Below are 22,718 nucleotides of genomic sequence, written 5' to 3' on the forward strand. Positions count from 1 at the left end.
CGATTCATTCGCTTTATTATGATTTAATCTGACATTAGGACAATTTACATATGAGACCATGGAGGGATTTGGATGATTCTTACCGTATATTCCGGCCGGGAGGAAGGCGAATGGTTCGACATCGAGGTTCCGGACGAATGTACCATTGAACATTTGAAGACCTTGCTCGGTGTCCGCATTTTTGGACAGGCACCGGGAGATGGCATCCAGTATATCCTTGAGGCCAAATTCCCGGAAGGTCTGTGGTTCTCTCCCAGAACGCACAGCAGTTAATGGAAACGGGTCTGCGGCAAGGGAGTAGCGTACGTGTACAGCGTGCTTTTTCAACGACTTCAGAAGAAGCGCCTGTATATGGAAGGCGTTCATTGTTTCAGCAGGACAGCAACGAATAAGGCTTTTGAACGTATACATTCTATTGAACGAACTAAAGGAGGTCTTCTCTTCGTGAATGTGTTATATCAGCGTTCTCCAAGAATGACACCGGTACTGAAGGAAGAAGGGCTCGAGATCCTGAGGCCTCCAACAGAACCGAACAAACCCACGTTTTCCATGATATCCATTATCGTTCCAATCATGATGACCATGGTCAGCATCGGTTTCTACGTATATATCAATATGACCGGCAAAATGAATAACAGCAATTATATGATGTTTCAGATGATGACGGTCATGATGATGCTTACTTCGTACACCATTCCATTCTTCGTATATCTGAGCAACAAGAAGTCTTATCGTATTAAATTGGAAGAACGCAAAACCATGTATCTAGCCCAACTGGACAAACACCGGGAAGAGCTGAAGGAAGCTCAGGCGGAGCAAGTGAAGAGCTTGTACGAAATTCATGGTGATCCAGGCGTATGTCTTCAAGTGGTGAAGAACCGAAACAGTTCCTTGTGGGAACGTTCACCAGAGGACGATGATTTCATGCAGGTGCGCATAGGTACGGGAGAGATTCCATTTCGAATCAAACTACAGGTTCCGCGGATGGATGGCTACGAGAGGGACGAGTTAATTGAAGCGGCTCATGAACTTGCTACTGAGTTTCAGACGGTACCGGATGCTTCCATTACGTTGCCTTTGTTCCAATCCAAGGTTATGGGACTGGTGGGTGATCGGGAGGAAGTACTTGCTTCCCTGCGAGTCATCATCTCACAGCTGACGGTTCGGCATTCACCGGATGAGTTGAAGCTTGCGGCATTCTATGAAGAGAAGGACAATAAGGAATGGGATTGGCTCCGCTGGATGCCCCATATCTGGGATGAAGATCAGGGACAACGCTATATGGCCGACAGGCACAGCAGTGCGCATCAATTGGCGGACAGCTTGTTTTCCGTGTTGAACCGGCGTCGTAACAATAAGGAAGACCGTTACAAGAAAAGTGTGCAAACACCTTGTTACGTGGTAATCCTCTCTGATACACAACTAATAGAAGAAGAGCCATTGCTTCCACTGTTGCTTGAGTCGGCTCAGGAGATTGATGTATGCACCATTATACTGGCGAACCGCAAGGAGTCTCTCCCCATGCACTGTCAGTTGATCATGGATGCTTCCAAAGGCAAAGGTGTGTATATCAAAAAAACCGAAGATGCGGATGTGGTTCAGCAAACATACAAACCTGATGTGATCTCGAAAGAGACAGCAGAGGCATTATCCCGTTATATGTCACCCATTCGTTTGAAGCGTTCATCTGCTTCGGATATCCCGCAAGTGCTCCCGTTATTTGATATGCTCAGCACATCACGCGTGGAAGATCTGGATGTGGTTTCAAGGTGGGGGCAGACGAGGTACCCGGATACGCTGCCCGTACCCATGGGCGTAAGGGCAGGTGGTAAGAAGATTGCGATTAACCTGCATGATAAAATTGAACGTCAGGGTCACGGCCCTCATGGTCTGATTGCAGGCACAACCGGTTCAGGAAAAAGTGAGGTCATTCAGTCAATCGTTGCCTCTCTGGCCGCGGAATTCCATCCACATGATCTGGCCTTTATGTTAATTGACTATAAAGGTGGCGGTATGTCCAATACATTCGTGGATCTGCCTCACGTGGTAGGTACGATTACTAATCTGGACGGAAATCTGATTGAGCGGGCGAATGTCTCCCTTCGTGCGGAACTTGTCAGAAGGCAAAAAATATTAAATGATGCGGGAAATCTCCAGCACATTGATGAATATTACAAGATTTTGCGTTCCAGACATGAACAGCCACTTCCGCATCTGGTCATTATTATTGACGAGTTTGCTCAGTTGAAGCGGGACCAGCCGGAGTTCATGGATGAATTGATCAGTATAGCGGCGATCGGCCGGACACTGGGGGTACATCTTATCCTGGCAACCCAAAAGCCAGCTGGAGTCGTGGATGATAAAATATGGAGTAATTCCCGCTTCCGCATCTGTCTTCGCGTACAGAGTGAGGGAGACAGCCGGGACATGATCAAGATTCCGAATGCTGCCTGGATTACGAAGCCAGGTCGTGGATATTTTCAGGTGGGTAGTGATGAAGTATTTGAAGAAATGCAGTTCGCCTGGAGTGGTGCGCCTTATAACCAGCAGGAGGATGCAACAACCGTATTACCTGTTATGGAAGTGCGTCTGAACGGCAAGCGAGAACCCCTGCTAACCGGGGAGCGCAGAGCCGTTCTCAAAGGCGAAGATGTGCCGAAACAGCTTCAGGTATTCATTGACTACGTAGCCCAGTCCGCAGCCGAAGCGGGTATCCGTCGTTTGCCAGGACCATGGTTGCCTCCTCTACCAGAGACACTGGAGTGGGAAAGTCTTCAGAACTGGCAGGAAGAAGAGAATCGGGATCTGTTGCTTGATGGCGGAGCAAGTGGTCTGAAACCACTGGTCGGTTTGTTGGATGACCTGCCTAATCAGCGCCAGCAGCCGCTTGCATTGCCTGTAGATCAAGGTCATCTGGTTGTATATGGCATGCCGGGACTTGGAAAAACAACATTTGTTCAGACCATGCTGATGTCCCTGGCCCGTTCTCACCGAACCGAGCCTTGGCATGGTTACATTATTGATATGGGCCGGATGATGAAGGACTTTGCAACTCTTCCTCAGATTGGTGGCGTGATGATGGCCGAAGAGGAAGATCGGATCAAACGGTTATTCCGCTATATTCTGAAGCTATCGGCACAACGCAAAGACATCATCTCGGAGGCCGGAGTTAAAACGATTTCGGCCTACCGTCGGACGGCTCATGCGGCTGTCCCGCAGGTTCTGGTGGTGATCGATGGCTATCTTTCGTTCCGCAATGCCTATCCGGAAGAAAATGAACTTCTGGAGACGATTCTGCGTGAAGGCGGAAGTCTGGGCATTACATTCGTACTTACTGCCAATCGGGTAACGGATGTATTTGAGAAATTCAGAAGCAATATTCCGAATGCCGTTTCGTTCGAATTATCGGATCCAAGTGATTATTATTATGCCGTGGGACGACCTTCCAAGGCTCCAAACCAGCTGCCACCAGGAAGAGGTCTGGTTAAAGGGCAGGTGCCTCCATTGATGTTCCAGGCAGCATTACCTTCTTCTGGAGCAGATGAGGGCAAACGTTCATCTGCACTACGTCGCACGATAGCTGAGATTCGCCAAAGCTGGACAGGTGAAGAAGCACCGCAGATTGCTCCGCTTCCGGAAGAGGTCAAACTCAAGGATCTGCTCATTCGTACGGGTTCGTATGGTCAAGCTTGGGAACCTTCTCTAACCGTGCCTGTGGGATTGCTTACAGATGATCTGGAACCGTTCCAGCTTAATTTGCGTGAAGGTCCACATTTCATGGTAACGAGTCCGATGGAAGGTGGCAAAACGACATTTTTGCTGACTTGGATGTTGTCACTGGCGTATCACACTTCACCCGAAGATGTGCATATATACACGGTAGATATGCGTTATGGCTCAGGTGGAATGGGGGAAATCAGTAGTTTGCCCCATGTCCGTGGACATGTATCTCGTGAAGAACAGCTTGCACCTGTCATCCAACAGTTGTACGATGAAGTTCTGAAAAGAGGCGAGATATCCGGTGGACCGGAACTTGTGCTGGTCATTGATGATGCGGACACGTTGTCCAAGCAGCTCAACGATTTTAATGTAAAAGATCAATTAGGAGCGATTGTTCGTCAAGGTAGGGATCGGGGTGTTCACGTGATTCTGTCCGGTGTTCCGGCAGACTTCCCGACCTTCGGTTCTGACTGGGTAACGGACGTGAAGGCTTCCCAGAGCGGAATGCTGTTTGGGACTTTAGACCCTAACGATCTCTCGTTCTTCCGTATACCTTATTCCGAATCTGGGGTAGTACAGGTGGGCTAAAGGTACTGCCTCCAGGTCAGGGTTATTATGTAAAACGTAAATATTCCAGGGTTAAAGGTGCAGTTCCATGTGATGACAGCTGGAAAATGACCGATTGGATTTCTGAAATTCGTGACCGATGGCATGTTGTAGTTTGAGGGGAGGTGGCTCATAATGTTGACGGTTCATGATTCCAAGCAAAAGCTAGTTACGTTGCAAACAAAAGAACTATTTTTCCTGGCCGGTATTCTCGGTTCAGACCGATTACTTGGTGTGGAAGATCCATTCCGTGGTTATATGGCGGAGGATATTGCAATGGAGTGGGAGCGTGTCAAAACCTCTCTGCTGGACAAAGGATATCTGATTGAGGATCAGGACACCAATGAGCTGATCATGACACCGACCGTTTTCTCGAGGGTAGCCATTGCCGGTTTGTCCGATAGAGCTTGTTGGATTCGTTACACGATCAGCGGCAAGTCGTATGAGAGTTATATACACTGTACGGATGAGAGGGTCGTTGAAGTTTCCCGTGTGGCCGACGTACCGGATTCGTTCCGGCTCAGTGATCTGGGAAATGTTCGTGAGGCCATTGATGTTCTGATTCAAAGGATGAAATGGAGCGGCCATTCTCCTGTGGAGAAACCGGCTCTGATGTGCTCCAAGAAAAAGTTTTATGATGTCATGGATGGGCTTGAAAACAGTAGTGTACAGACGGTGGCAGATGAACTTGCACAGGAGACAAGTGATCCTGATGGGTCACTTGCGCTGGCACGCTGTCTGGTGGGCAAAGAGTCAGACGGGGAACTTCGGTTGCTTGTGTGGAATGAAGATGGGTGGAAGTCGCAGTCGGCAGCATTCGCTGCAAGTGCGGTATCCAATTGGTTGTTCCGCATGAGCACTGCCGCTTCTGATGATTGGCTTGTTGCCGCACTGACGACTAGAGAACAGTTTCACGAGATGCTGCTGGACTGGCTTAAACAGCCTGCAGGGGAAGAGGAAAGGTGATGGTAAATGCGCATTCGTGTGGAACCGGATGTGCTTCGGGCACTGAGCAGGCAGATTCAGTATGCAGCGGAGCAAATACAGCAAAAGATGACAGTGTTGGATCAGGCGATTCATTCGCTGGAGTGGGAGGTTGAATCCCGCGCAGCGGTGATGAGTGAATGGAATCACAGTAAACGACTGGGCGAGGATGCGCTTCGTCGTTTGATGGACTTGAGCGTACAGCTGGGCCGCAAAGCGTTGTTATTCCAGCAGGCAGACATGGAGTATCGTACCGTGCTGAGTCATGTTAATACAGCCTATGGTAATGCGGTCAATATGCTGAATGTTCTTCAGAATAATCCTACAGGAGAAATTATGCCTGCACATTCTGCAACTGTAGCTGTAGTATCCGATCCCCTTTCCGCAATGGCGGCCGTATATCGTGTACAGGATGCGGCTCCGCCTGATGGCTCCCCGGCTACGCTGGTTCAGGCTATGCAGCCTGAGCCTGTAGCATGGAGATTCACAGATCCTTCCTTTCGGGGAAGAAGAGGAACCGAGCCTGTGGTCTCCTGAACAAGGTGAATAAAGACGACAGCAGAAAGTGAATTTTTTTTGTAAATAGGCTGTTAGGAGAAGTTTCAAGTGCCAAAAATGGGGTAAATAGGATTAGGTCCTTCGGCTTTTGTCCGATCGATCCTGGTATAGTACAATTTGAACAAGCAGAAATTTAATTGCACAAACCAAGGAGGAATTTACCAATGGCAGGACGTATTTTAGTTACCCCAGAGCAGCTTGATCAGGTCTCCAATCAATTTAAACAAAGCGGTGAGCAAAGTCAGCAAATCGTATCTACATTGACTCAATCCATCACAAGCATGGAAGGACAATGGGAAGGTATGACCAAGCAACGCTTCTTCCAAGAGTTCCAGGAAGCCAGCAAGCAAATGCAATCTTTCGTTCAAACGCTGAACAGCATCAGCGCGGAACTTACAGCTATTGCTAACAAATTCCGTACAGCTGACCAAGCTCGTTAATCTGCTTTACATAGATCAGGCCGATTTGAAGTCTGAATTCGCTCTGAAGTATAGGCGGGTAGCAAGCTGAAGATGTACAATTACAGCAAAAACCGGGCGTTTTCACAACACCCGGTTTTTGTTGCAACTATGACACAATGACAGAGAGAGGGATAAGCATGTCTTTTCAACCAAATCCCGGGGATGAAGTGGTGATTAACGATATTGCCTATATGATTGGGCAACATCCGGCTGCACCGGGTCTGGCTTATGCCCAAGCCGGAAGGCAGGGCATTGTTTATCAGTTGTTACCCCGTAATGGTTCCATCCATGGGGCCAAAGCACTAAAAGTGTTTTTTCCCAAATTCCGTATTCCAGCTATGGTATATCAGTCTGAGCATATGGAGTCTTATAGTGAACTGCCAGGTTTGCAGGTGTGCAAGCGTGATGTGCTCACTCCGGAAAGAAACGGAGTGCTCATTGGAGAGCATCCCGATCTGTTATATGCGGTATTGATGCCATGGGTGCAGGGTCAGACCTGGTTCGACATAATCAGTGATCAAAGACAGCTGACGGTACAGGAGAGCTTGAAGCTGGCCAGAGCACTTGCCGGAACGGGTTCGGCAATGGAACAGCGTGGTCTGGCTCATTGCGATATGTCGGCACCTAATGTAATGATTCCGTTTTTTTCCGAAGTGGAGAACCTGAGGAAGACTTCTGCGGTAGAGCTCGTGGATGTCGAGCAGATGTACGGTTCCAAGATGGACCGTCCAGATGCCCTGCTTGCCGGATCACCCGGTTATGCGGCCCATAGAACAGTGCACAGTGGTTTGTGGAGTTCATATGCTGATCGCTTTGCCGGGGCGGTTATTATTGCTGAGATGTTGAGCTGGTCGGACCCGGTAATTGTAGAGAAAGCCTGGGGAGAAAGCTATTTTGACCAACATGAGATGCAAACGGTGAGTGAACGCTATTACGCGATGCGGGAGTCCCTGGAGAAACGTTGGGGTTCCAAACTATCCGAGCTGTTTATTCGTGCCTGGGAAAGTCACGATCTAAGCAGTTGCCCGACTTTTGGGGAGTGGTATGTTGTCCTTGCTGCGGTGGACGTTCACCAAGCTAATGCAGCAGTAGCTGTGACATCAGAGGAAAAAGACGCTGATCCGTCAGAAGCTGTTCATGGGAATCGGAGTAAGAGCTCAGATTCCGCAAGTGAAAAGGTGAATGCTCAAGACGGGAATGTTCATCAAACGCAACACTCGCCTGATCAGGAAGCGGTAGTGAACCGTCTTTTCCTGCAGGCGAGAGCCCTGGAGGACGAAGATAAACCGGCTGCTGCACTTGAAGTGTATCGTTCGCTGTATCATTTCATCCCTCATAACAGTGCGATGCAGATGGAAGTTGATGCTGCAATCAAGGAGCTGGATGCAAAGCTTCATCCGAAAGAGGATGTAAACCAGCCCGTAGTTGTTCCATTTTACAGATCCAAAAAGTTCATGATTTCCTCTGCTGTTCTTATTGTATTGCTGGCAGGAAGCGTGCCAACGGTCAAAATTCTCGCCGATCAGGCAGAGGTGAAGCAGAAGGAACAACAGGAAGCTACGCGACTGGCAGAGGTCAAGGCTGCGGAAGAGGCTGAAGCTGCGAAGCTGGCTGCGCTCAAACAACAGGAAGAGCAAGGGAAACAAAAGGCCGCAGATGCTGCAAAACTGGACGCAGAGGAAAAGAAAAAGCTCGCAGAAGCCAAACAAAAGGAAGCTGAAGCGAAGAAAAAAGAAGATGAACGCAAGGTATTACAGGCCAAGTATGATAAACAAGCGAAATATGAGGCTTATCTCGTGAAGCAGGAACAGCAGAAGAAAGAAGCTGCGAAGAAAGCCGCGCAGGAGAAGTTTGATAAACAGGCCAAATACGAAGCTTATCTCACCTGGAAAAAAGAGAATGATGCCATGCTTGCCAAACAGGAAGCGGAGCGTAAGGCTGCAGCTGAAGTTAAACGCCAGCAGGAGATCGCTCAGAAAGCCGCGCTCAAGAAAAAGCGTGCCCAGAATGTGGTTACGCTGATTGCTCATTATAATAAGACCTATAATGCGCAAAAAGGCAGAAAAATTGAAAACGCAGAATCGTATGCTCGTGATTTCAAAAATCTCTACAATACGGATGCGGCTTATTTCAAAGGTGTCGGTAAAGTGGCTGCTCGTATGAGTGCCATTAACAAATTCCTGAGTAACAACAACTATACGTTGCCCAATTTATAGTACATGTTCAAAAAGGACGGTTTTCAGTACCGAGAAGATGGAATAAAGCTAGAAATGGAGTAGCGGAGCGTAGGGTAAACTACGTGAGCAACTGCAATGTTTCCGAAGGAAACAACCTTCATAAGCCCACACTTATTTCGGCTGAATTTCATATTCGATGCTGAGGATGCCTGAAGGCATCCTTCGTAATCAAAAGCGGACTTTTTGAACAACTTCTTGTAAAATAACGTGAATGACGGAGGTGACTCACCCTAGATGAACTATACGATTCAAGCATCACAGCGTACACCTGCACTCATTATTTATTTAATTGATATCAGCGCCTCCATGAATATGGTTCTGGAGAATCGGCGGCGGATTGACGTCGTCTATGATGCATTAGCCCTGGCTATTCGCCAAATGGTATTTCGTTCCACGAAGGGAAATCGTCTGACTCCACGCTATCGGATAGCCATACTTGCTTACAGCGATGATGTATATGATCTGTTGAACGGAATTAAAGGTATTGACGAGATCGCTGCAGTTGGTTCTTTACCTGACCTGACTCCAAAACGATTTTCGGATTCCGCCAAGGCTTTTTTGCAGGCAGAGAAAATTCTACAGGCCGAAATTCCGAACATGCAGGACTGTCCTGCGCCGTTGGTATGCCATATGACCGATGGGGTAGCTACAGGTGAAGATCCCGAACCTATTGCCAAGAGAATCATGGGTATGAGTGTGCCAGATGGCAATGTGCTGGTCGAGAATATTTTTATATCCGATCATCTGCTGGAAGGACCCATTGCTGAACCCAGAAGGTGGAAGGGGATCTCTCCGGAAACGAATCTTCAGGATGAGCATGGGGAGAAGCTGCGCAATATGTCATCTGTCCTGCCCGAAAGTTATCGGGAAATGCTTGTTGAAGCTGATTATTTGCTTGCACCCGGTGCACTCATGATGCTGCCAGGTACCTGTGCAGAATTAGTATCGATCGGGTTCCAGATGTCCGCTGCTACGCCTGTGAGATAGGAGGGGAATCATGAGAGTGATGCGTTTGGCAACATTATCTGCTGGGGATAAGGGAGGCCATGCCAAGCAACGGCATGACCATTTTCGCTATGTGAGTGTGCAGACCGGAGAACAGCCTCTAACCCGTTATCAAGGCACATTCAAGTGCAGATATGGGTATGGCAGAGCGGCAGAGACGGTTAATCAGGGGGATACGGGGCAGGATTTTGCTGCGGTACGCATGGATGGGAATGTCTGTAATTTTGTTCTGTGTGATGGAGTAGGCATGAGTTATCTGGGTGATTTCGCAGCACGTTTCTTGGGAAACGCGTTGTTGGATTGGCTGGAAAAAGCGCAGCATCCGACGGTAGAGGCTGTGGAGCGCCTTCTTCATGAGCTGACTCTCCCCGCATCCGAACAGCTGGAAAAAATGCAGCCATTGGACAGTTCTCCTCTGTTGCTGCGTGAAGTATTGATGGAGAAGCGAAGCCGAGGAAGTCAGGCCATGTATGTATGTGGTCGAATTGAGCTCATAGGAGGAGGCCGCAAAAGTCGTGTGTGGCTTGCCTGGCAAGGAGATTCACGTATTCGCCTGTGGCGTAATGGTGAGGAACAGTCAGAACGGTTTCAGGTTCATTGCAAGACGAATGAACGTTGGTCCACACTCGAAGGCCCTGTCGGTGGTAAGCCTCATATCTACGAGACGAAAGGCTCAGCAGAAGATTCACTGCGTCTTCAATTATATAGCGATGGACTGAATGATCTGGATGCAATCCAGTCTTACGTCCCTGATGAGGACATTCAGGTACTACTGGATGCTACACATACTGGCGGTCTTGAAGATGATGCCGCTTTCATTGAATTGGAATGGTGAGTTGGCGGATATACAGTTGTGAATGAATCCGTTCTTGCCGTGATGGTGGTGATGATCAACAGTGAAAAAACTTGGTGGTGTTGATTTAAAAGACACTCTTTTTGGGTAATCTTGTGAAGAATTGACTTTAACTTAGAGCTTGAATGTACATTCTTACATAATTGCTAATTCAAAGGAGTGGAATGGATAATGACACAACATAACGGCAAGTCACGGTTCCAAGGCAAAGTAGCGATTATTACGGGAGCAGGTTCGGGGATTGGGAAGGCTACTGCCGTCAAGTTGGCTAATGAGGGAGCACAAGTTGCGCTATTTGATCTGGTGAACGATCGAATTGCGGAAACGGAAGCGGAGATTAATGCGTTGCATTCAGGGGCAGCGAGAGCGTTCGATGTTGACATTTCTGACCCGGCTCGTGTGGAAAAAGCAGTGCTGGAAACCGTGGAGTTATTCGGCGGTTTGGATATTGTTTTTGCCAACGCGGGTATTAATGGCGTATCCGCACCGATCGAGGAAATTCAGGTTGAAGATTGGCAACAGATTATTACAACGAACCTCAATGGTACATTTTTCACCGTCAAATATGCATTACCTCACCTCAAAAAACGGGGTGGCGGCAGTATTATTATCACGAGTTCCATTAATGGAAATCAGCGCTTCTCGAGCTTCGGCATGTCGGCGTATAGTACGTCCAAGGCAGGGCAGGTTGCTTTTGCCAAGATGGCGGCGCTTGAACTGGCGAAGTTCAAAATACGTGTCAACGTGATCTGTCCAGGAGCAATTGCGACCAATATTGATCAAAGTACGGTCAAAACGGATGATTTGCAGCAGATCATTATTCCGATGGAGTTCCCGGAAGGACAGCAGCCACTTGCGGACGGTCCGGGCCAGCCTGAACATGTTGCCGATCTGGTAAGCTTCCTCGCATCGTCCGAATCCAAACATATTACTGGAGCAGAGATCGTCATTGACGGTGCCGAGTCATTGCTCAGCTAAACGAGCATTCTGGATAAATTTCATTTTTGCTTAAATACTGTGTCTGCGATAGTCGTTCCTCTGGAACGGCTTTTTTTGTTATAATGCTAACATTCGAACAGGAATACTTGAGAGCGGTAGGGTACATCCATTAGGAGCGATAATATGCAGATAGAGTTACCGATACAAAAGATTATTCCCGAGTTAAGACAGTTATTTCGGGATCAGGATACAGGGGTATTAATTGCAGAGCCGGGAGCGGGGAAAACAACCGTAGTGCCGCTGGCTTTGCTGGAGGAGCCGTGGATTGCCGGACGAAAAATCATTATGCTGGAGCCCCGAAGGCTGGCCGCGCGTTCAGCTGCGTCGAGATTGGCGGCTACTTTAGGAGAAAAAGCAGGACAGACTGTAGGATATCGTGTTCGCATGGATACACGGGTAAGTCAGGCGACACGAATTGAAGTGGTTACAGAAGGGGTATTGACCCGGATGTTGCAGCAGGATCAGGGACTAGAGGACACGGCGATGATTATATTTGATGAATTCCATGAGCGACATCTGCATGGTGACTTGGGTCTGGCCCTGGCATTGGAATCACGAGCGATGTTGCGTCCGGATCTGAAACTGCTGGTCATGTCGGCTACCCTTGATCCGGTTTCTGTCTGTACATTGCTGGGAGAAGGCACAAGATCGATTCACTGTCCTGGGCGCACGTTTCCGGTGGAAACACAATATGTGCCGAGAGCGGCAGCTATGCAGCTGGAGCCATGGACGACTCAGACCGTAATCAAGGCATTGGCCGAACAGGAGGGTGATGTGCTTGTTTTTCTTCCGGGAGCAAGAGAAATACACCGAACGGAGAGAGAGTTATTGAAACGATCTCTGCCGGCACAGGTGAAAATTCATTCTCTGTATGGCAGTATGCCTGTGGAACAACAGGATGAGGCTATACGCCCGGCAGCCGAGGGCTGGCGAAAAGTTGTACTCTCTACGTCCATTGCGGAGTCCAGTCTTACACTTGCTGGAGTCAAAGTTGTGGTGGATGCAGGTTTGAGTCGAGCATCGGCCTTCTCGCCACGAACGGGCATGAGCCGTCTTGTTACCCTGCCGGTATCCAAGGCGTCAGCCGATCAGCGGCGGGGTCGTGCAGGGCGACTGGCCCCGGGTGTATGTTATCGGCTATGGAGCGAAGAGGTTCACGGGGACTGCCTGAGGCAGCTCGCCCGGAGATCGCTTCCGCGGATCTTGCGCCGTTGGCGCTGGAGCTTGCCGTCTGGGGTGTCCAGTCCCCAGCAGAGCTGCAATGGCTGGACACCCCGCCTGACGCTGCCTACGGTCAGGCACAGGCGCTGCTGCGCCAGCTGGGCGGCCTGGATGACGCAGGCCGCATCACGCCCTTCGGGCGGCGGATGAACACGCTTGGCGTGCATCCGCGACTGGCCAGCATGCTGCTCCGCGCGGCGGAGCTTGGGCTGGCCAGCTACGCCAGCATGCTGGCGGCACTGCTGCAGGAGCCTGCCGGCCTCCGCAGCAGTGGCAGTGCAGGCGCGGGCACGGACCTCCGCCCGCGCATAGAGGCGCTGCTGTCTGCGGACAGCAGCGGCATGCCGCAAGCGGCAGCGGCTGTCGCAGACGGCGCGGCCGTGCGGCGCATGCTTCAGGAGAGCCGCCAGCTGCGCTCGGCGCTCGGCCCGGCGGCCGATCCGGTGCGGCCGGATGAGGACAGCTGCGGCTTGCTGCTGTCCTTCGCTTATCCGGACCGGATCGGGCAACGCCGGGAGGACGGCCGCTATCTGCTGAGCAGCGGCCGTGGGGTAAGGCTCGCAGCGACAGAATCGCTGAGCCGTTCAGCTTATCTGGTCGCAGCCGAGGCAGACGACCAGGGCGCGGATGCGCGCATCCTGCTGGCTGCGCCATTGCAGGAGCAGACATTGCTGCAGGCGGGTCAACATCTGCTACAGAATGAAGTGCAGGTGGCTTGGGATCGCAATACCCGCAGCGTACGGGCGCACAAAAGGCTTCGGATTGGAGCTGTTGTTATCAAGGAGAGTAGTATTGCACAGCCGCCTGAAGATCAGGTGCTGGAAGCACTGCTAACCGGAATACGCATGGAAGGGCTGGATTGCCTGCCCTGGACCAAAACATCCAGACAGCTTGCAGACAGAATGCGATTCCTGCATCAACATCTATCCGACTGGCCCGACCTGATCGAAGATCATCTGACCGAGGAGTTGGCAGAACATCTTACTCCTTATCTGACAGGCATGCGATCCGCAGCCGATCTGAAGAGATTGTCGATGCATGATGTATTGCTGGGCGGACTCAGCTGGACACAACGCCAGCAGTTGGATCAGGAAGCACCGACTCATATTCAGGTACCGAGTGGTTCACGCATTCCGGTGGACTATAGCCGTCCTGAAGACCCTGCTCTGGCCGTAAGACTACAGGAGATGTTTGGACAACAGGAGACGCCGCGTATTGGAGGTGGCAGGGTTCCGGTGACCCTGCACCTGTTATCACCTGCACAGCGGCCTGTGCAGGTTACGCGGGATCTGGCCAATTTCTGGCGAGAGACCTATTTTGACGTCAAGAAAGATCTGAAAGGACGATATCCGAAGCACTATTGGCCGGATGACCCAATGGAAGCAGTCGCGACGAATCGGGCTAAACCACGAGGGCAATAGATGGACTGTTTTGTGTCTTATGCAATGATACTCTAACGTAATAATCCTCTACCTGAAGAAAATGACCGATGATCTGATGGATGTGATCGTGCCTTGGAAATGCTATTAACACATAGTAAAATGAGTTGGCAAAGTTTGAAAGAAAACAAGACGGGTAATAACATAGCGAACCACTCAATAAGCTGAGGAGGATTTCACTATGCAGAAGAAAATCGTAGGTGTGTTTAATACAGAAGGTGAGGCATCTCGGGCCATCGAAGGTCTGAAGGCGCAAGGATTCACTTCAGACGAAATCTCGGTCGTTACTCAGGATCGGGATGAGTTGAAGGCAATTCGGGAAGAAACAGGCTCCAAAGCACCTGAAGGCGTGGCCGCGGGTGCAGCTACAGGTGGGGTACTTGGTGGTGTAGCCGGTTTGCTCGCTGGTATCGGTGCACTGGCTATACCTGGCATAGGACCGATTCTGGCCGCAGGCCCTATTGCAGCAGCCTTTACCGGTGCAGCTGTAGGTGCGGGAGCAGGCGGGTTGGTCGGCGGACTTGTAGGTCTCGGTATTCCGGAAGAGGATGCCAAACAGTATGAAGAATATGTACAGAATGGTAAAATCCTGTTGCTCGTAGATTCCACGAATCGGGACACGGATGTATATGATGTGTTCAGTAGCAACAACCAGGCTACCCGGGACAGAGCTCATATTCACAGCGGAGATGTGCCTGCTGAACGCCCGGATCTGGATATGGAAGAGCGCAGATTGGAAGCCCAAAACAAAGCAGCTCGATTGGGTAACAATACCTTCCTGTAAGTCATGCCCTAATTCACTTCAATGAAAATGAAACGAACATCACTGACATGATCCCTGCAAATGGAATGACATATATGATCCACAAGATGGTCATTGGCCGGTTTCCTTTAGGGAAGCCGGCTTTTGTCCCTGTGTTGCATGCGTTTATAAGTCAGGGGACAAGGTGTTTTTAACCGATCAGGCAGGGAATAACAATACATACAGCAGAATAGCCAAAGCGAGTCCAATCACCAGTAGCAACATCGTGAGAAACCGGATTAAACCGGTCGATGCCTGAAACGTTTGCTCATTGATTTGTGTACGTTTTCGATGATAGGCAGCTGCCGAATATAAAATGATGGATATGCCGCCAATCAGAGAAGTGATGCCTGTAATAATTGCGGCAATATGTGCGAGACGATCATACGCTGAGGAATTAAAGCCGAATCCGGCAGCAAGAAAGCCGATGCCTGCCATGGCAATACCGGTGCGCACCCAGGCCAGAAAGGTGCGCTCGTTCGCCAGATGCTGTTGAACATACTGGGAGTCGATCGTGGTAGTTTCGTTGTCAGCTAAGGAAATGTGAATCACTCCGTTCATTAGATATACGGTTTCATTGTACGTTGTTTTTATTGCAAAACCAAGAAAGGACGGCTGAATGTATGCCTCGCAGAGAACGAATTACAGAAATAGAAACTTTGAGGGGAATGGCCTTTGTTGCGGTAGTTCTCCAGCATTCCATCGCGCATTACTCTGTGGTACCGGAAACAAGACTGGAGGATGGCGTGTTACTGGCAATGTTGCTGATGCTTTCCAAATTCGCAGTTCCGTTGTTCATATTCATAACAGGCATGGTGCTGTTTTATAACACGGGAGACAAGCTGCATTACGGTCAGTTTATGAGAAAAAGAGTAACGGATGTCTTTGTTCCTTATCTCATTTGGTCACTAATTTACTTTACGCTTGCTCCGAGAGGATGGAGCGGCTTCGGATGGCAGGACATCCCGGAGCTGGGCTTGAAGCTCATTACCGGTAAAACGACGTCACACTTTTGGTACATTATTATGCTTATCCAGTTCTATCTGTTATTTCCGATGTTCCTGCGGGCCATTCGTTATGTATATAACCGATACGAAGCCAAGGGACGTATGATCGCCTTGTTCATCTCTGGTGTTGTATATCTTGTGCTTGCAGATCAATTACGGAATATTGCTGCATTCATGGGGTGGCTGAATATCCCGGTGTTGACGGACGCTTTTACAACATATGCAGACCGTAATTTCCTTTATTTCTTTATTTATTTTGTGCTCGGTGCGGCAGCGGGGTTATCCGTACAGCACTGGAATGAGTGGATTCATCGTTTGCGATGGGTATACTGGACGGTGTTTATCGTACTGGGGTTGCGGTTTACTTATTTATTAATGCTGGAATTTCAGAAGCCAGAGGGAATTAAAATTACGTTCTACACGGTCAGTCTGATCCGGCCTGATATGGCACTATTTCTGATTGCCTCCATTATGGTCATGTACCAGCTGGCTGGCAAGCTGCATAACCTTAAAGCGATTCAATTGTTTGGGTGGATCGGTGGCGTATCGTATGGCGGATATTTGATGCACATGTTGATGCTGCGGTATAGCTACATTCCGGATGAACTCTTCTATGTTGCAATGGGGTGGAACCCGGTGGTCCGCATGATCATCACCTGGTTGTTGGCTCTAACATTATCCTGTGTGCTGACATGGCTCATCTCCCGTGTGAGCTGGGGCAAATGGATTGTGGGAACTGTACCGAAGTCTGCTCGCAACAAATGAATCCATCAACATGTGAAAAATTCACAAAAAACAACAAACAATGTTATTGCGAAAATGTAAGATTCATCCAGATCTATTTGAATAAAAATGAGTCGGACTCTCAACTCGATTAACGCGTTCATCATTGCACCCGTCAACTTTTTGGTAATAATTAAAATTTCATTACATGAAAAATTCACAACAATAAACCTGTTCCTGTGCTTCCTAGTTAAACGCATATTCAAACGACGGCTTTCTCACCTTTTTCGAAAATGGATAAAAGGCAGGCGAAGCGGAGAAAGATGGCAGAACCCGAACATAAGTTTTATAATACTAGATATATAGGTTCTGACAGGAGGAGGAATGAGCGTGGCTTTTATGATTGCACAGCGGGCATTTATCAAGCTATATCTAATTACAATGGTTGAACAACACAGGGGATATGGTTACGAAATGCTGGAAGAAATGAAGCAGGAATTCAAAGCCTACGGTTATGTGCCGCCCCAGAGCGAGGTATATCGGGCATTGCATGAATTGGTACAGCAAGGTGTATTTTATCGGACGAAGAAGCTGAAGGGGAATGACCCCAAGGTCGATTTTCAGGAAATTGTTCTTTATCATTTCACAGATGATGGTGCAGAGAAAGCCGAATTGTACAAAAAACAGGTCAAAACGGATCTGGATCGTTGTCTCGGCATGTTACACAAGGCAGAAGAGGACAATTACGGTACGAAAGGAAGATGAGCATGAATAGACAGTTACAGTGGGGTGTACTCGGTACATCAACCATTGCCAAGAATGCAGTCATTCCGGCGATTCAGCAGTCCGAACGTGGTGAAGTTCTGGCGATTGCCAGCCGCAGTAAGGGCAAAGCGGAAGCCCTTGCCGAAGAACTGGGTATCGCCAGGTCGTATGGCAGTTACGAGGAACTCATCGCTGATCCGGATATTGAAGCCGTCTATATTCCTTTACCTAACCATATGCACAAAGAGTGGACCATGAAGGCCGCACAGGCTGGCAAACATGTGTTGTGTGAGAAACCAGCTGCCATGAATGCAGAAGAATCGGTAGAGATGATCGAGGCATGTAATCATCATGGCGTACTTTTTGCCGAAGCGATTATGTATCGATATCATCCCAAGCACAGACGTGTGCAGGAGATCATAGCAAGTGGAGAGATTGGCACCGTCAGAGCCATCCACGGTAACTTTACTTGTAATACCGCAGAGGATAAGGAGAATGTCAGGTTCAAAAGAGAGATGGGCGGCGGATCTCTATTCGATCTTGGCGTATATCCGATCTCGGCTGCCCGGATGTACCTGGGACAGGAGCCGGAAGCGGTGACGGTACACGCGTTATTCTCGGACGAGCATGATGGAGTCGATATGATGGCATCTGGACTGGTAGAATTTCCGAATTCGGTAGCGTTAACCTTTGACTGCGGTATGTGGGCGTCGGGACGAGCGGAGATGGAGATTCTCGGGACGGAAGGGCGCATTGAACTGCCCAAAGTGTTTGGCTGGGAGAACAGTGATATTCCACCTCAGATTATCGTGCATACCGACTCGGTTAGCCGCGAGGAGCGTGTATCGGTATCTAATTCCTATGTGCTACAAGTGGAGACGTTTGCAACGGCTGCACTTGAAGGAGAGGCTTTGCCTTTCAGTCCGGAAAATACCATTCAGAACATGCGTGTCATTGATGCGTGCCTGGAATCGGCTCGAACGCGTCAACGTGTGCAGTTGATTGATTAGATCAGGTCAAGTTAGTTTAGACATACTAGAAAATGCAGACTCCATCTTCAGGGATGAGAGTCTTTTTTTCTGTATTATAATGTTATAATTATGATATTTTACAACTTAAACGTCTCAATTTGATATTTCTACCTAAATGATGTGATATAAATAGTCATGAGATGACTTGTTTACTATAATCTAGCAGAACGTACAACGAGACAGTTACAGCTTGCAGAATGCATATCGTGACAACGTTCATCTACTTTGACGATTGGGAGGCAGGATGAATGAAAAAACTACTATCGACCGCTTTACTGGCATTGTTGTTAACGTTCGTTTTCTTCACAGGTTCACAGTTCACCCCAGTTCCACAGCAGAAGGCATCTGCTGCAACATGTACCATCATCAATACGTTTACGGGTGTAGCAAACTACTTGAGCGCGAACGGAACGTTGCCATGTAACTTTATTACCAAATCACAGGCAACAGGACTCGGCTGGGTAGCGTCACAAGGAAACTTGGCTGTTGTAGCCCCTGGTAAAAGCATCGGTGGAGACACATTCGGTAACCGTGAAGGGCTTCTGCCAGCAGCGAGTGGACGTACATGGCGAGAAGCGGATATCAACTATACTTCCGGCTTCCGTAATTCGGATCGGATTGTGTATTCCAATGATGGACTCATCTACAAAACGACAGATCACTATGTATCATTTACACGTATGAAATAGAGGATGGGGCAATCATGAATATTGTGATTCTGGACGGAGAAGACTTTGCCAGTGCTGATGAACTTCATCAGCGATTAAAGGATAAACTGGATCTGCCAGATTTTTATGGCGGTAATCTTGATGCATTGTGGGATTGCCTGACGGGTACGATTGAACTTCCACTTGAGTTGAAATGGACCAATTACCGAATCAGCGAAGAACGTCTAGGGAATGAAGCAGACCGAGTACGTGATTTGATGTTGGAAGTACAGGCGGAGCAGTCCGGATTTCAATTGCGTGTTGAGAAGTAGGCAGAAAATGAAGGCAGTCTGAATACAATCAGCCCAACCTAACAGACCACATGTGGTCTGTTTTTTTTATGTTATAGGAGGCTGTTGAAAAAAATCGCTATTGATTACGAAGCATCTGAAAGAAGAGAGGGAGTTTAATTTTTACTTTTCTTATGTATCGTTAAAAATATTTTCACGGAGGTATTGATTTCTGCGAAATGTACGTTAAAATAAAATTAACATGAAAAATATTTTAACGTTAGGGAGTGGAAAGGCATGAATGATAGCACAGCCGTTGGCAAGCAAGGTATAGGGGAATTAATACGAATCAAGCCCTATATGCAATTTATGCTTAGTAAAGTTGTATCCAGATTTGGTGATTCGATTGACTCGATTGCCTACAGTTGGATGGTATACATTCTAACCGGTTCGAAAGTGTTGATGGGTACGTTGCTGGCGGTGAATTTCTTGCCCAATATCCTTCTGGGTCTGTTCGCCGGAGCTTTGGTTGATCGCATGTCTCTCAAAAAAGTGATTGTGATCACCAATACGGGTCGCGGGTTGCTCGTGGGTATTACAGCGCTGTTGTTCGGACTGGGGCAACTCGAAGTTTGGCATCTGTTTGTCATCACGATTCTGATTTCTTTGCTGGAATGCTTCACTGTTCCTGCGGAAGTATCCAGTGTGCCCAAATTGCTTCCCCAATCGATGCTGCTTTCCGGTAATGCCATGTCCTCTTCCGCAACCCGAGTAGCAGAACTGGCAGGACTTGCAGTGGCTGGCGCACTCATTGCTACAATAGGCATTGCCTGGACGATTTTGATTGATGCGGGTTTGTTTGCACTAAGTGCTTTAATGATGAGCCGAGTAGGGTACCCTGAACTTGAAAGATCTGCTAACAATGAATATAAAACATTATCTGATATGGATTCTGTTCAACCCGAAAAACGTAGTATATTCTCCGAAATGGCCGAGGCTTTTCATTTTCTCCGTAAACATGCTGTATTGTTAATTGTCTCAATTCTGTTTGCCTTCGTTAACTTCTGCCTGATGCCGTTTAATGTTCTCCGAACACCCTATGTGATTGAAACACTGCATGCAGGCGCTTGGGGATTAAGTCTGCTTAGTGGACTGATGGTAGGAGGCATGTTGCTTAGTGGCGTATGGTTGACGCAAAGGGGAGCGAATTATCGGAAAAGTGTGCTGGTCATCAGCGGCATTGTCATGTTGGGTCTCAGTTATGCGATGACGGCACTGCCGGCTTATATGACTTCCTTCCAACTACCGGTTGCAGCGGCTTTCTGTCTATTGATGGGTATGGGAATTCCGCTAGCTACGACACCATTGGCTACCTATCTTATGGAAGTTACCCCTTCCGAGATGCTGGGTAGAGTATATGCCCTTCAGAGTATGCTTGTCTTGAGTGTCGCACCACTTGGAAGTCTGGTTTCGGGAGCACTTGCAGATTGGATGAGCATGCCTGTTCTGTTTATCGTCTTCGGTATGATGCTTGCGATGTCAGCAGGTATGCTGTTATTTAGCAAAAGTTTTCGAAGTGCTCTGTGAAGTACAATCAGAAGCGATCATTTTCCGATTTTATGTATCATGTAATCTCTGACTTGCTTTGACCGAAGCCCTGACGCAGCGGTATAATAGAGTCATCGATGGGCAACAGGTACCCCGGAAATGAGGACACAGGGATGCAGCACAAAGTTCTTTCCACAATTGAAGAAATTAAAATCTACTCCGATCCGTATCGGATACAGATTATGAATATGTTTAACAAGCAGGGCAGACCATCCACAGTCAAAGAGATCGCCGATCAGATGGGTGAGGTGCCCGCCAAAGTTCACTATCATGTGAAAAAGTTGGAGAAAATTGGTCTGCTGACCATCGTTTCCACGCGTGAGATTAATGGGATTATTGCGAAATACTACGAACCGTTTACCGGAGAGATCCATCTTCGTCATGAAGATGAAGACAAGGAAAACTCACCATTGAAACAGGTGTTTCGGTCTGAAACGCTCAAATTATTAAATGAAATGTTTGAACAGAGTCGTCAGCGGTTCATGCATCAGGCGGAAAACGAAGATCGGATGTTTCTCTCGGACATCACGCTGTATGCAACCCGTGAGGAAGTAGAGCAGTTGTATAAAAACATCATAAAACTCTGTGAACCCTATACAACGAAAGAGAATCAACAAGGGGAACATGAGGTCTTTCAGTTATTCGCTGCCCTCTCTAAACCTATAGTGAAAATACCTGCTTCCAAGACAGATGCAAAAGAGAAAAAGAAAGCTACGTCCGGTAAGGCCAAATCAACTCCGAAAGCGTCCCAATCTGTTTCGAAGCCGAAGGAATCTGCATCATCTGGCAATGAGCCGGAAGAATAAACGAACGGAATATATGGTTTCAGTGCTATCGCTGGAAGCATGTAAAGGCAAACGTATGAGATTACATCTGAGAAAAACTAGAAAAGCCGCCATTGGCGGCTTTTTAATGCGTTATAAGGAAGGCTAATGGTGGAGCAGCCTAGTGAATCGAATTCAATTTGGATGCTTACCGATCTAGATTATAACGAAGTTACATGTTCTCATCATAGCCCTTCACATCACGTTTGGCTGCAGTTGCAGGGGAGTTGGATGTACCGTATTCTTCGACCGCTTCCCAGGCATCTGCATTGTCGAACTTGCCAGCGTTACGCTGTCTTCCTTCTCCAGCACCACTTGGAGGCATGGTCATTACTTCTTCTTCAACAGGCCGATCGTTGCTGATCTCCCGGTTAGGCGTGTCATCTATACAGTAAGCTGTATATGGAATAGCCTCAAGTCGTTCGAAAGGAATGTCTTCTCCGCATGTTACACAGGTTCCGTATGTACCTTGTTCGATGCGATCCAATGCGTCGTTCACTTGATGGAATTCGTCGGTTAACGTATCATCGATGGCCATATCACGGCTACGTTCAAAAGTTTCCGTACCGGCATCTGCAGGGTGATTATCGTAGGAGGACAACTCGCCCGTTGAATCTTTCAGCGATTCGACCGGAGCACCGTCTTCCATGCTGGATTCAAAATGACGCTGCAAGTTTTCACGTTGTTCCAATAGGGCTTTTTTCAGTTCCTGACGTTGATCTTTGGTTAATGTACTCATAAGGTCATGCTCCTTTCCCGTTGTGGGGTTGTAGTGTCTCCTTACCCGATTGGCATGAAAAGCAATCATTTTCGTGAGGAATAGGGCTGTATCGTTTTATATCTGACGGATTATGTGTTATAAAAAATAGAGAGAGAAAATGCCGTATGTACTTTACAGGAAAATGAATCTACGGCTTGGCTTATAATGGAGGTTGTCT

At 48.2% G+C, this 22,718-nt stretch carries 17 protein-coding genes and 3 pseudogenes; 18 read left to right on the forward strand and 2 right to left on the reverse strand.

All coding sequences use genetic code 11. The annotated features are described in order from the left end of the window. Nucleotides 1–72 precede the first annotated feature (72 nt). The 11 genes and pseudogenes from C0Q44_RS26130 to C0Q44_RS26180 all read left to right on the forward strand — a co-directional run bounded on the left by C0Q44_RS26130 (nucleotide 73) and on the right by C0Q44_RS26180 (nucleotide 14,867). Nucleotides 73–392: pseudogene (locus tag C0Q44_RS26130) on the forward strand (hypothetical protein). Between the two features lie 52 nt (nucleotides 393–444). Then, nucleotides 445–4,445: pseudogene (gene essC / locus C0Q44_RS26135) on the forward strand (type VII secretion protein EssC). 16 nt (nucleotides 4,446–4,461) lie between these two features. Continuing rightward, entirely contained in the window at nucleotides 4,462–5,292 is an 831-nt protein-coding gene (locus C0Q44_RS26140) for a hypothetical protein (protein WP_105410091.1), read from the forward strand. 6 nt (nucleotides 5,293–5,298) lie between these two features. Then, on the forward strand, nucleotides 5,299–5,847 hold the full coding sequence (locus tag C0Q44_RS26145; protein WP_105410092.1) for a WXG100 family type VII secretion target: 549 nt from the start codon (nucleotides 5,299–5,301) through the stop codon (nucleotides 5,845–5,847). A gap of 185 nt (nucleotides 5,848–6,032) precedes the next feature. After that, complete coding sequence (locus C0Q44_RS26150) at nucleotides 6,033–6,308, forward strand: WXG100 family type VII secretion target (RefSeq protein WP_017689071.1); 276 nt, start codon at nucleotides 6,033–6,035, stop codon at nucleotides 6,306–6,308. Between the two features lie 158 nt (nucleotides 6,309–6,466). Further along, nucleotides 6,467–8,545, forward strand: a complete 2,079-nt coding sequence (locus tag C0Q44_RS26155) for a protein kinase family protein (RefSeq protein ID WP_105410093.1) — start codon at nucleotides 6,467–6,469, stop codon at nucleotides 8,543–8,545. A gap of 255 nt (nucleotides 8,546–8,800) precedes the next feature. Continuing rightward, complete coding sequence (locus C0Q44_RS26160; protein WP_105410094.1) at nucleotides 8,801–9,553, forward strand: vWA domain-containing protein; 753 nt, start codon at nucleotides 8,801–8,803, stop codon at nucleotides 9,551–9,553. 10 nt (nucleotides 9,554–9,563) lie between these two features. After that, nucleotides 9,564–10,406: a hypothetical protein gene (locus C0Q44_RS26165; RefSeq protein ID WP_105410095.1), complete on the forward strand. Its 843-nt coding sequence runs from the start codon at nucleotides 9,564–9,566 to the stop codon at nucleotides 10,404–10,406. A 189-nt stretch (nucleotides 10,407–10,595) separates the two neighbouring features. Beyond that, the gene (locus C0Q44_RS26170; protein WP_105410096.1) at nucleotides 10,596–11,402 is read left to right on the forward strand and encodes an SDR family oxidoreductase; all 807 of its coding nucleotides are present in this window, start codon (nucleotides 10,596–10,598) and stop codon (nucleotides 11,400–11,402) included. A 144-nt stretch (nucleotides 11,403–11,546) separates the two neighbouring features. Then, a pseudogene (gene hrpB, locus C0Q44_RS26175) lies at nucleotides 11,547–14,065 on the forward strand (ATP-dependent helicase HrpB). A gap of 199 nt (nucleotides 14,066–14,264) precedes the next feature. Then, on the forward strand, nucleotides 14,265–14,867 hold the full coding sequence (locus tag C0Q44_RS26180; RefSeq protein ID WP_105410097.1) for a general stress protein: 603 nt from the start codon (nucleotides 14,265–14,267) through the stop codon (nucleotides 14,865–14,867). A 177-nt stretch (nucleotides 14,868–15,044) separates the two neighbouring features. On the opposite strand, the gene C0Q44_RS26185 is transcribed toward C0Q44_RS26180, so the two are convergent. Continuing rightward, nucleotides 15,045–15,446, reverse strand: coding sequence for a YidH family protein (locus C0Q44_RS26185; protein ID WP_105410098.1), 402 nt, complete (start codon nucleotides 15,444–15,446; stop codon nucleotides 15,045–15,047). A 62-nt stretch (nucleotides 15,447–15,508) separates the two neighbouring features. Here C0Q44_RS26185 and C0Q44_RS26190 point away from each other — a divergent pair, with 62 nt between their 5' ends. The 7 genes from C0Q44_RS26190 (at nucleotide 15,509) to C0Q44_RS26220 (ending at nucleotide 21,762) form a co-directional block, all read left to right on the forward strand. Next, a complete protein-coding gene (locus C0Q44_RS26190; RefSeq protein ID WP_105410099.1) occupies nucleotides 15,509–16,657 on the forward strand; it encodes an acyltransferase in 1,149 nt (382 codons plus the stop codon). Between the two features lie 348 nt (nucleotides 16,658–17,005). Continuing rightward, nucleotides 17,006–17,380, forward strand: a complete 375-nt coding sequence (locus C0Q44_RS26195) for a replication termination protein (RefSeq protein WP_105410100.1) — start codon at nucleotides 17,006–17,008, stop codon at nucleotides 17,378–17,380. A 2-nt stretch (nucleotides 17,381–17,382) separates the two neighbouring features. Beyond that, nucleotides 17,383–18,390 carry a Gfo/Idh/MocA family protein gene (locus C0Q44_RS26200; protein WP_105410101.1) on the forward strand — a complete coding sequence of 336 codons (1,008 nt, stop codon included), beginning with the start codon at nucleotides 17,383–17,385 and terminating at the stop codon, nucleotides 18,388–18,390. Nucleotides 18,391–18,659: 269 nt separating this feature from the next. Then, nucleotides 18,660–19,100 (forward strand): ribonuclease, encoded by a 441-nt coding sequence (locus tag C0Q44_RS26205; RefSeq protein WP_105410102.1) that lies wholly within the window; start codon nucleotides 18,660–18,662, stop codon nucleotides 19,098–19,100. A 14-nt stretch (nucleotides 19,101–19,114) separates the two neighbouring features. Then, the gene (locus tag C0Q44_RS26210) at nucleotides 19,115–19,390 is read left to right on the forward strand and encodes a barstar family protein (RefSeq protein ID WP_105410103.1); all 276 of its coding nucleotides are present in this window, start codon (nucleotides 19,115–19,117) and stop codon (nucleotides 19,388–19,390) included. Nucleotides 19,391–19,645: 255 nt separating this feature from the next. Next, entirely contained in the window at nucleotides 19,646–20,935 is a 1,290-nt protein-coding gene (locus C0Q44_RS26215; protein ID WP_105410104.1) for an MFS transporter, read from the forward strand. A 134-nt stretch (nucleotides 20,936–21,069) separates the two neighbouring features. Continuing rightward, complete coding sequence (locus tag C0Q44_RS26220; RefSeq protein ID WP_105410105.1) at nucleotides 21,070–21,762, forward strand: ArsR/SmtB family transcription factor; 693 nt, start codon at nucleotides 21,070–21,072, stop codon at nucleotides 21,760–21,762. A 190-nt stretch (nucleotides 21,763–21,952) separates the two neighbouring features. On the opposite strand, the gene C0Q44_RS26225 is transcribed toward C0Q44_RS26220, so the two are convergent. After that, nucleotides 21,953–22,519 carry a TraR/DksA C4-type zinc finger protein gene (locus C0Q44_RS26225; protein WP_105410106.1) on the reverse strand — a complete coding sequence of 189 codons (567 nt, stop codon included), beginning with the start codon at nucleotides 22,517–22,519 and terminating at the stop codon, nucleotides 21,953–21,955. Between the last annotated feature and the right edge of the window lie 199 nt (nucleotides 22,520–22,718).

It is taken from the genome of Paenibacillus sp. PCH8, assembly GCF_002968835.1.
Lineage (GTDB): Bacteria > Bacillota > Bacilli > Paenibacillales > Paenibacillaceae > Paenibacillus.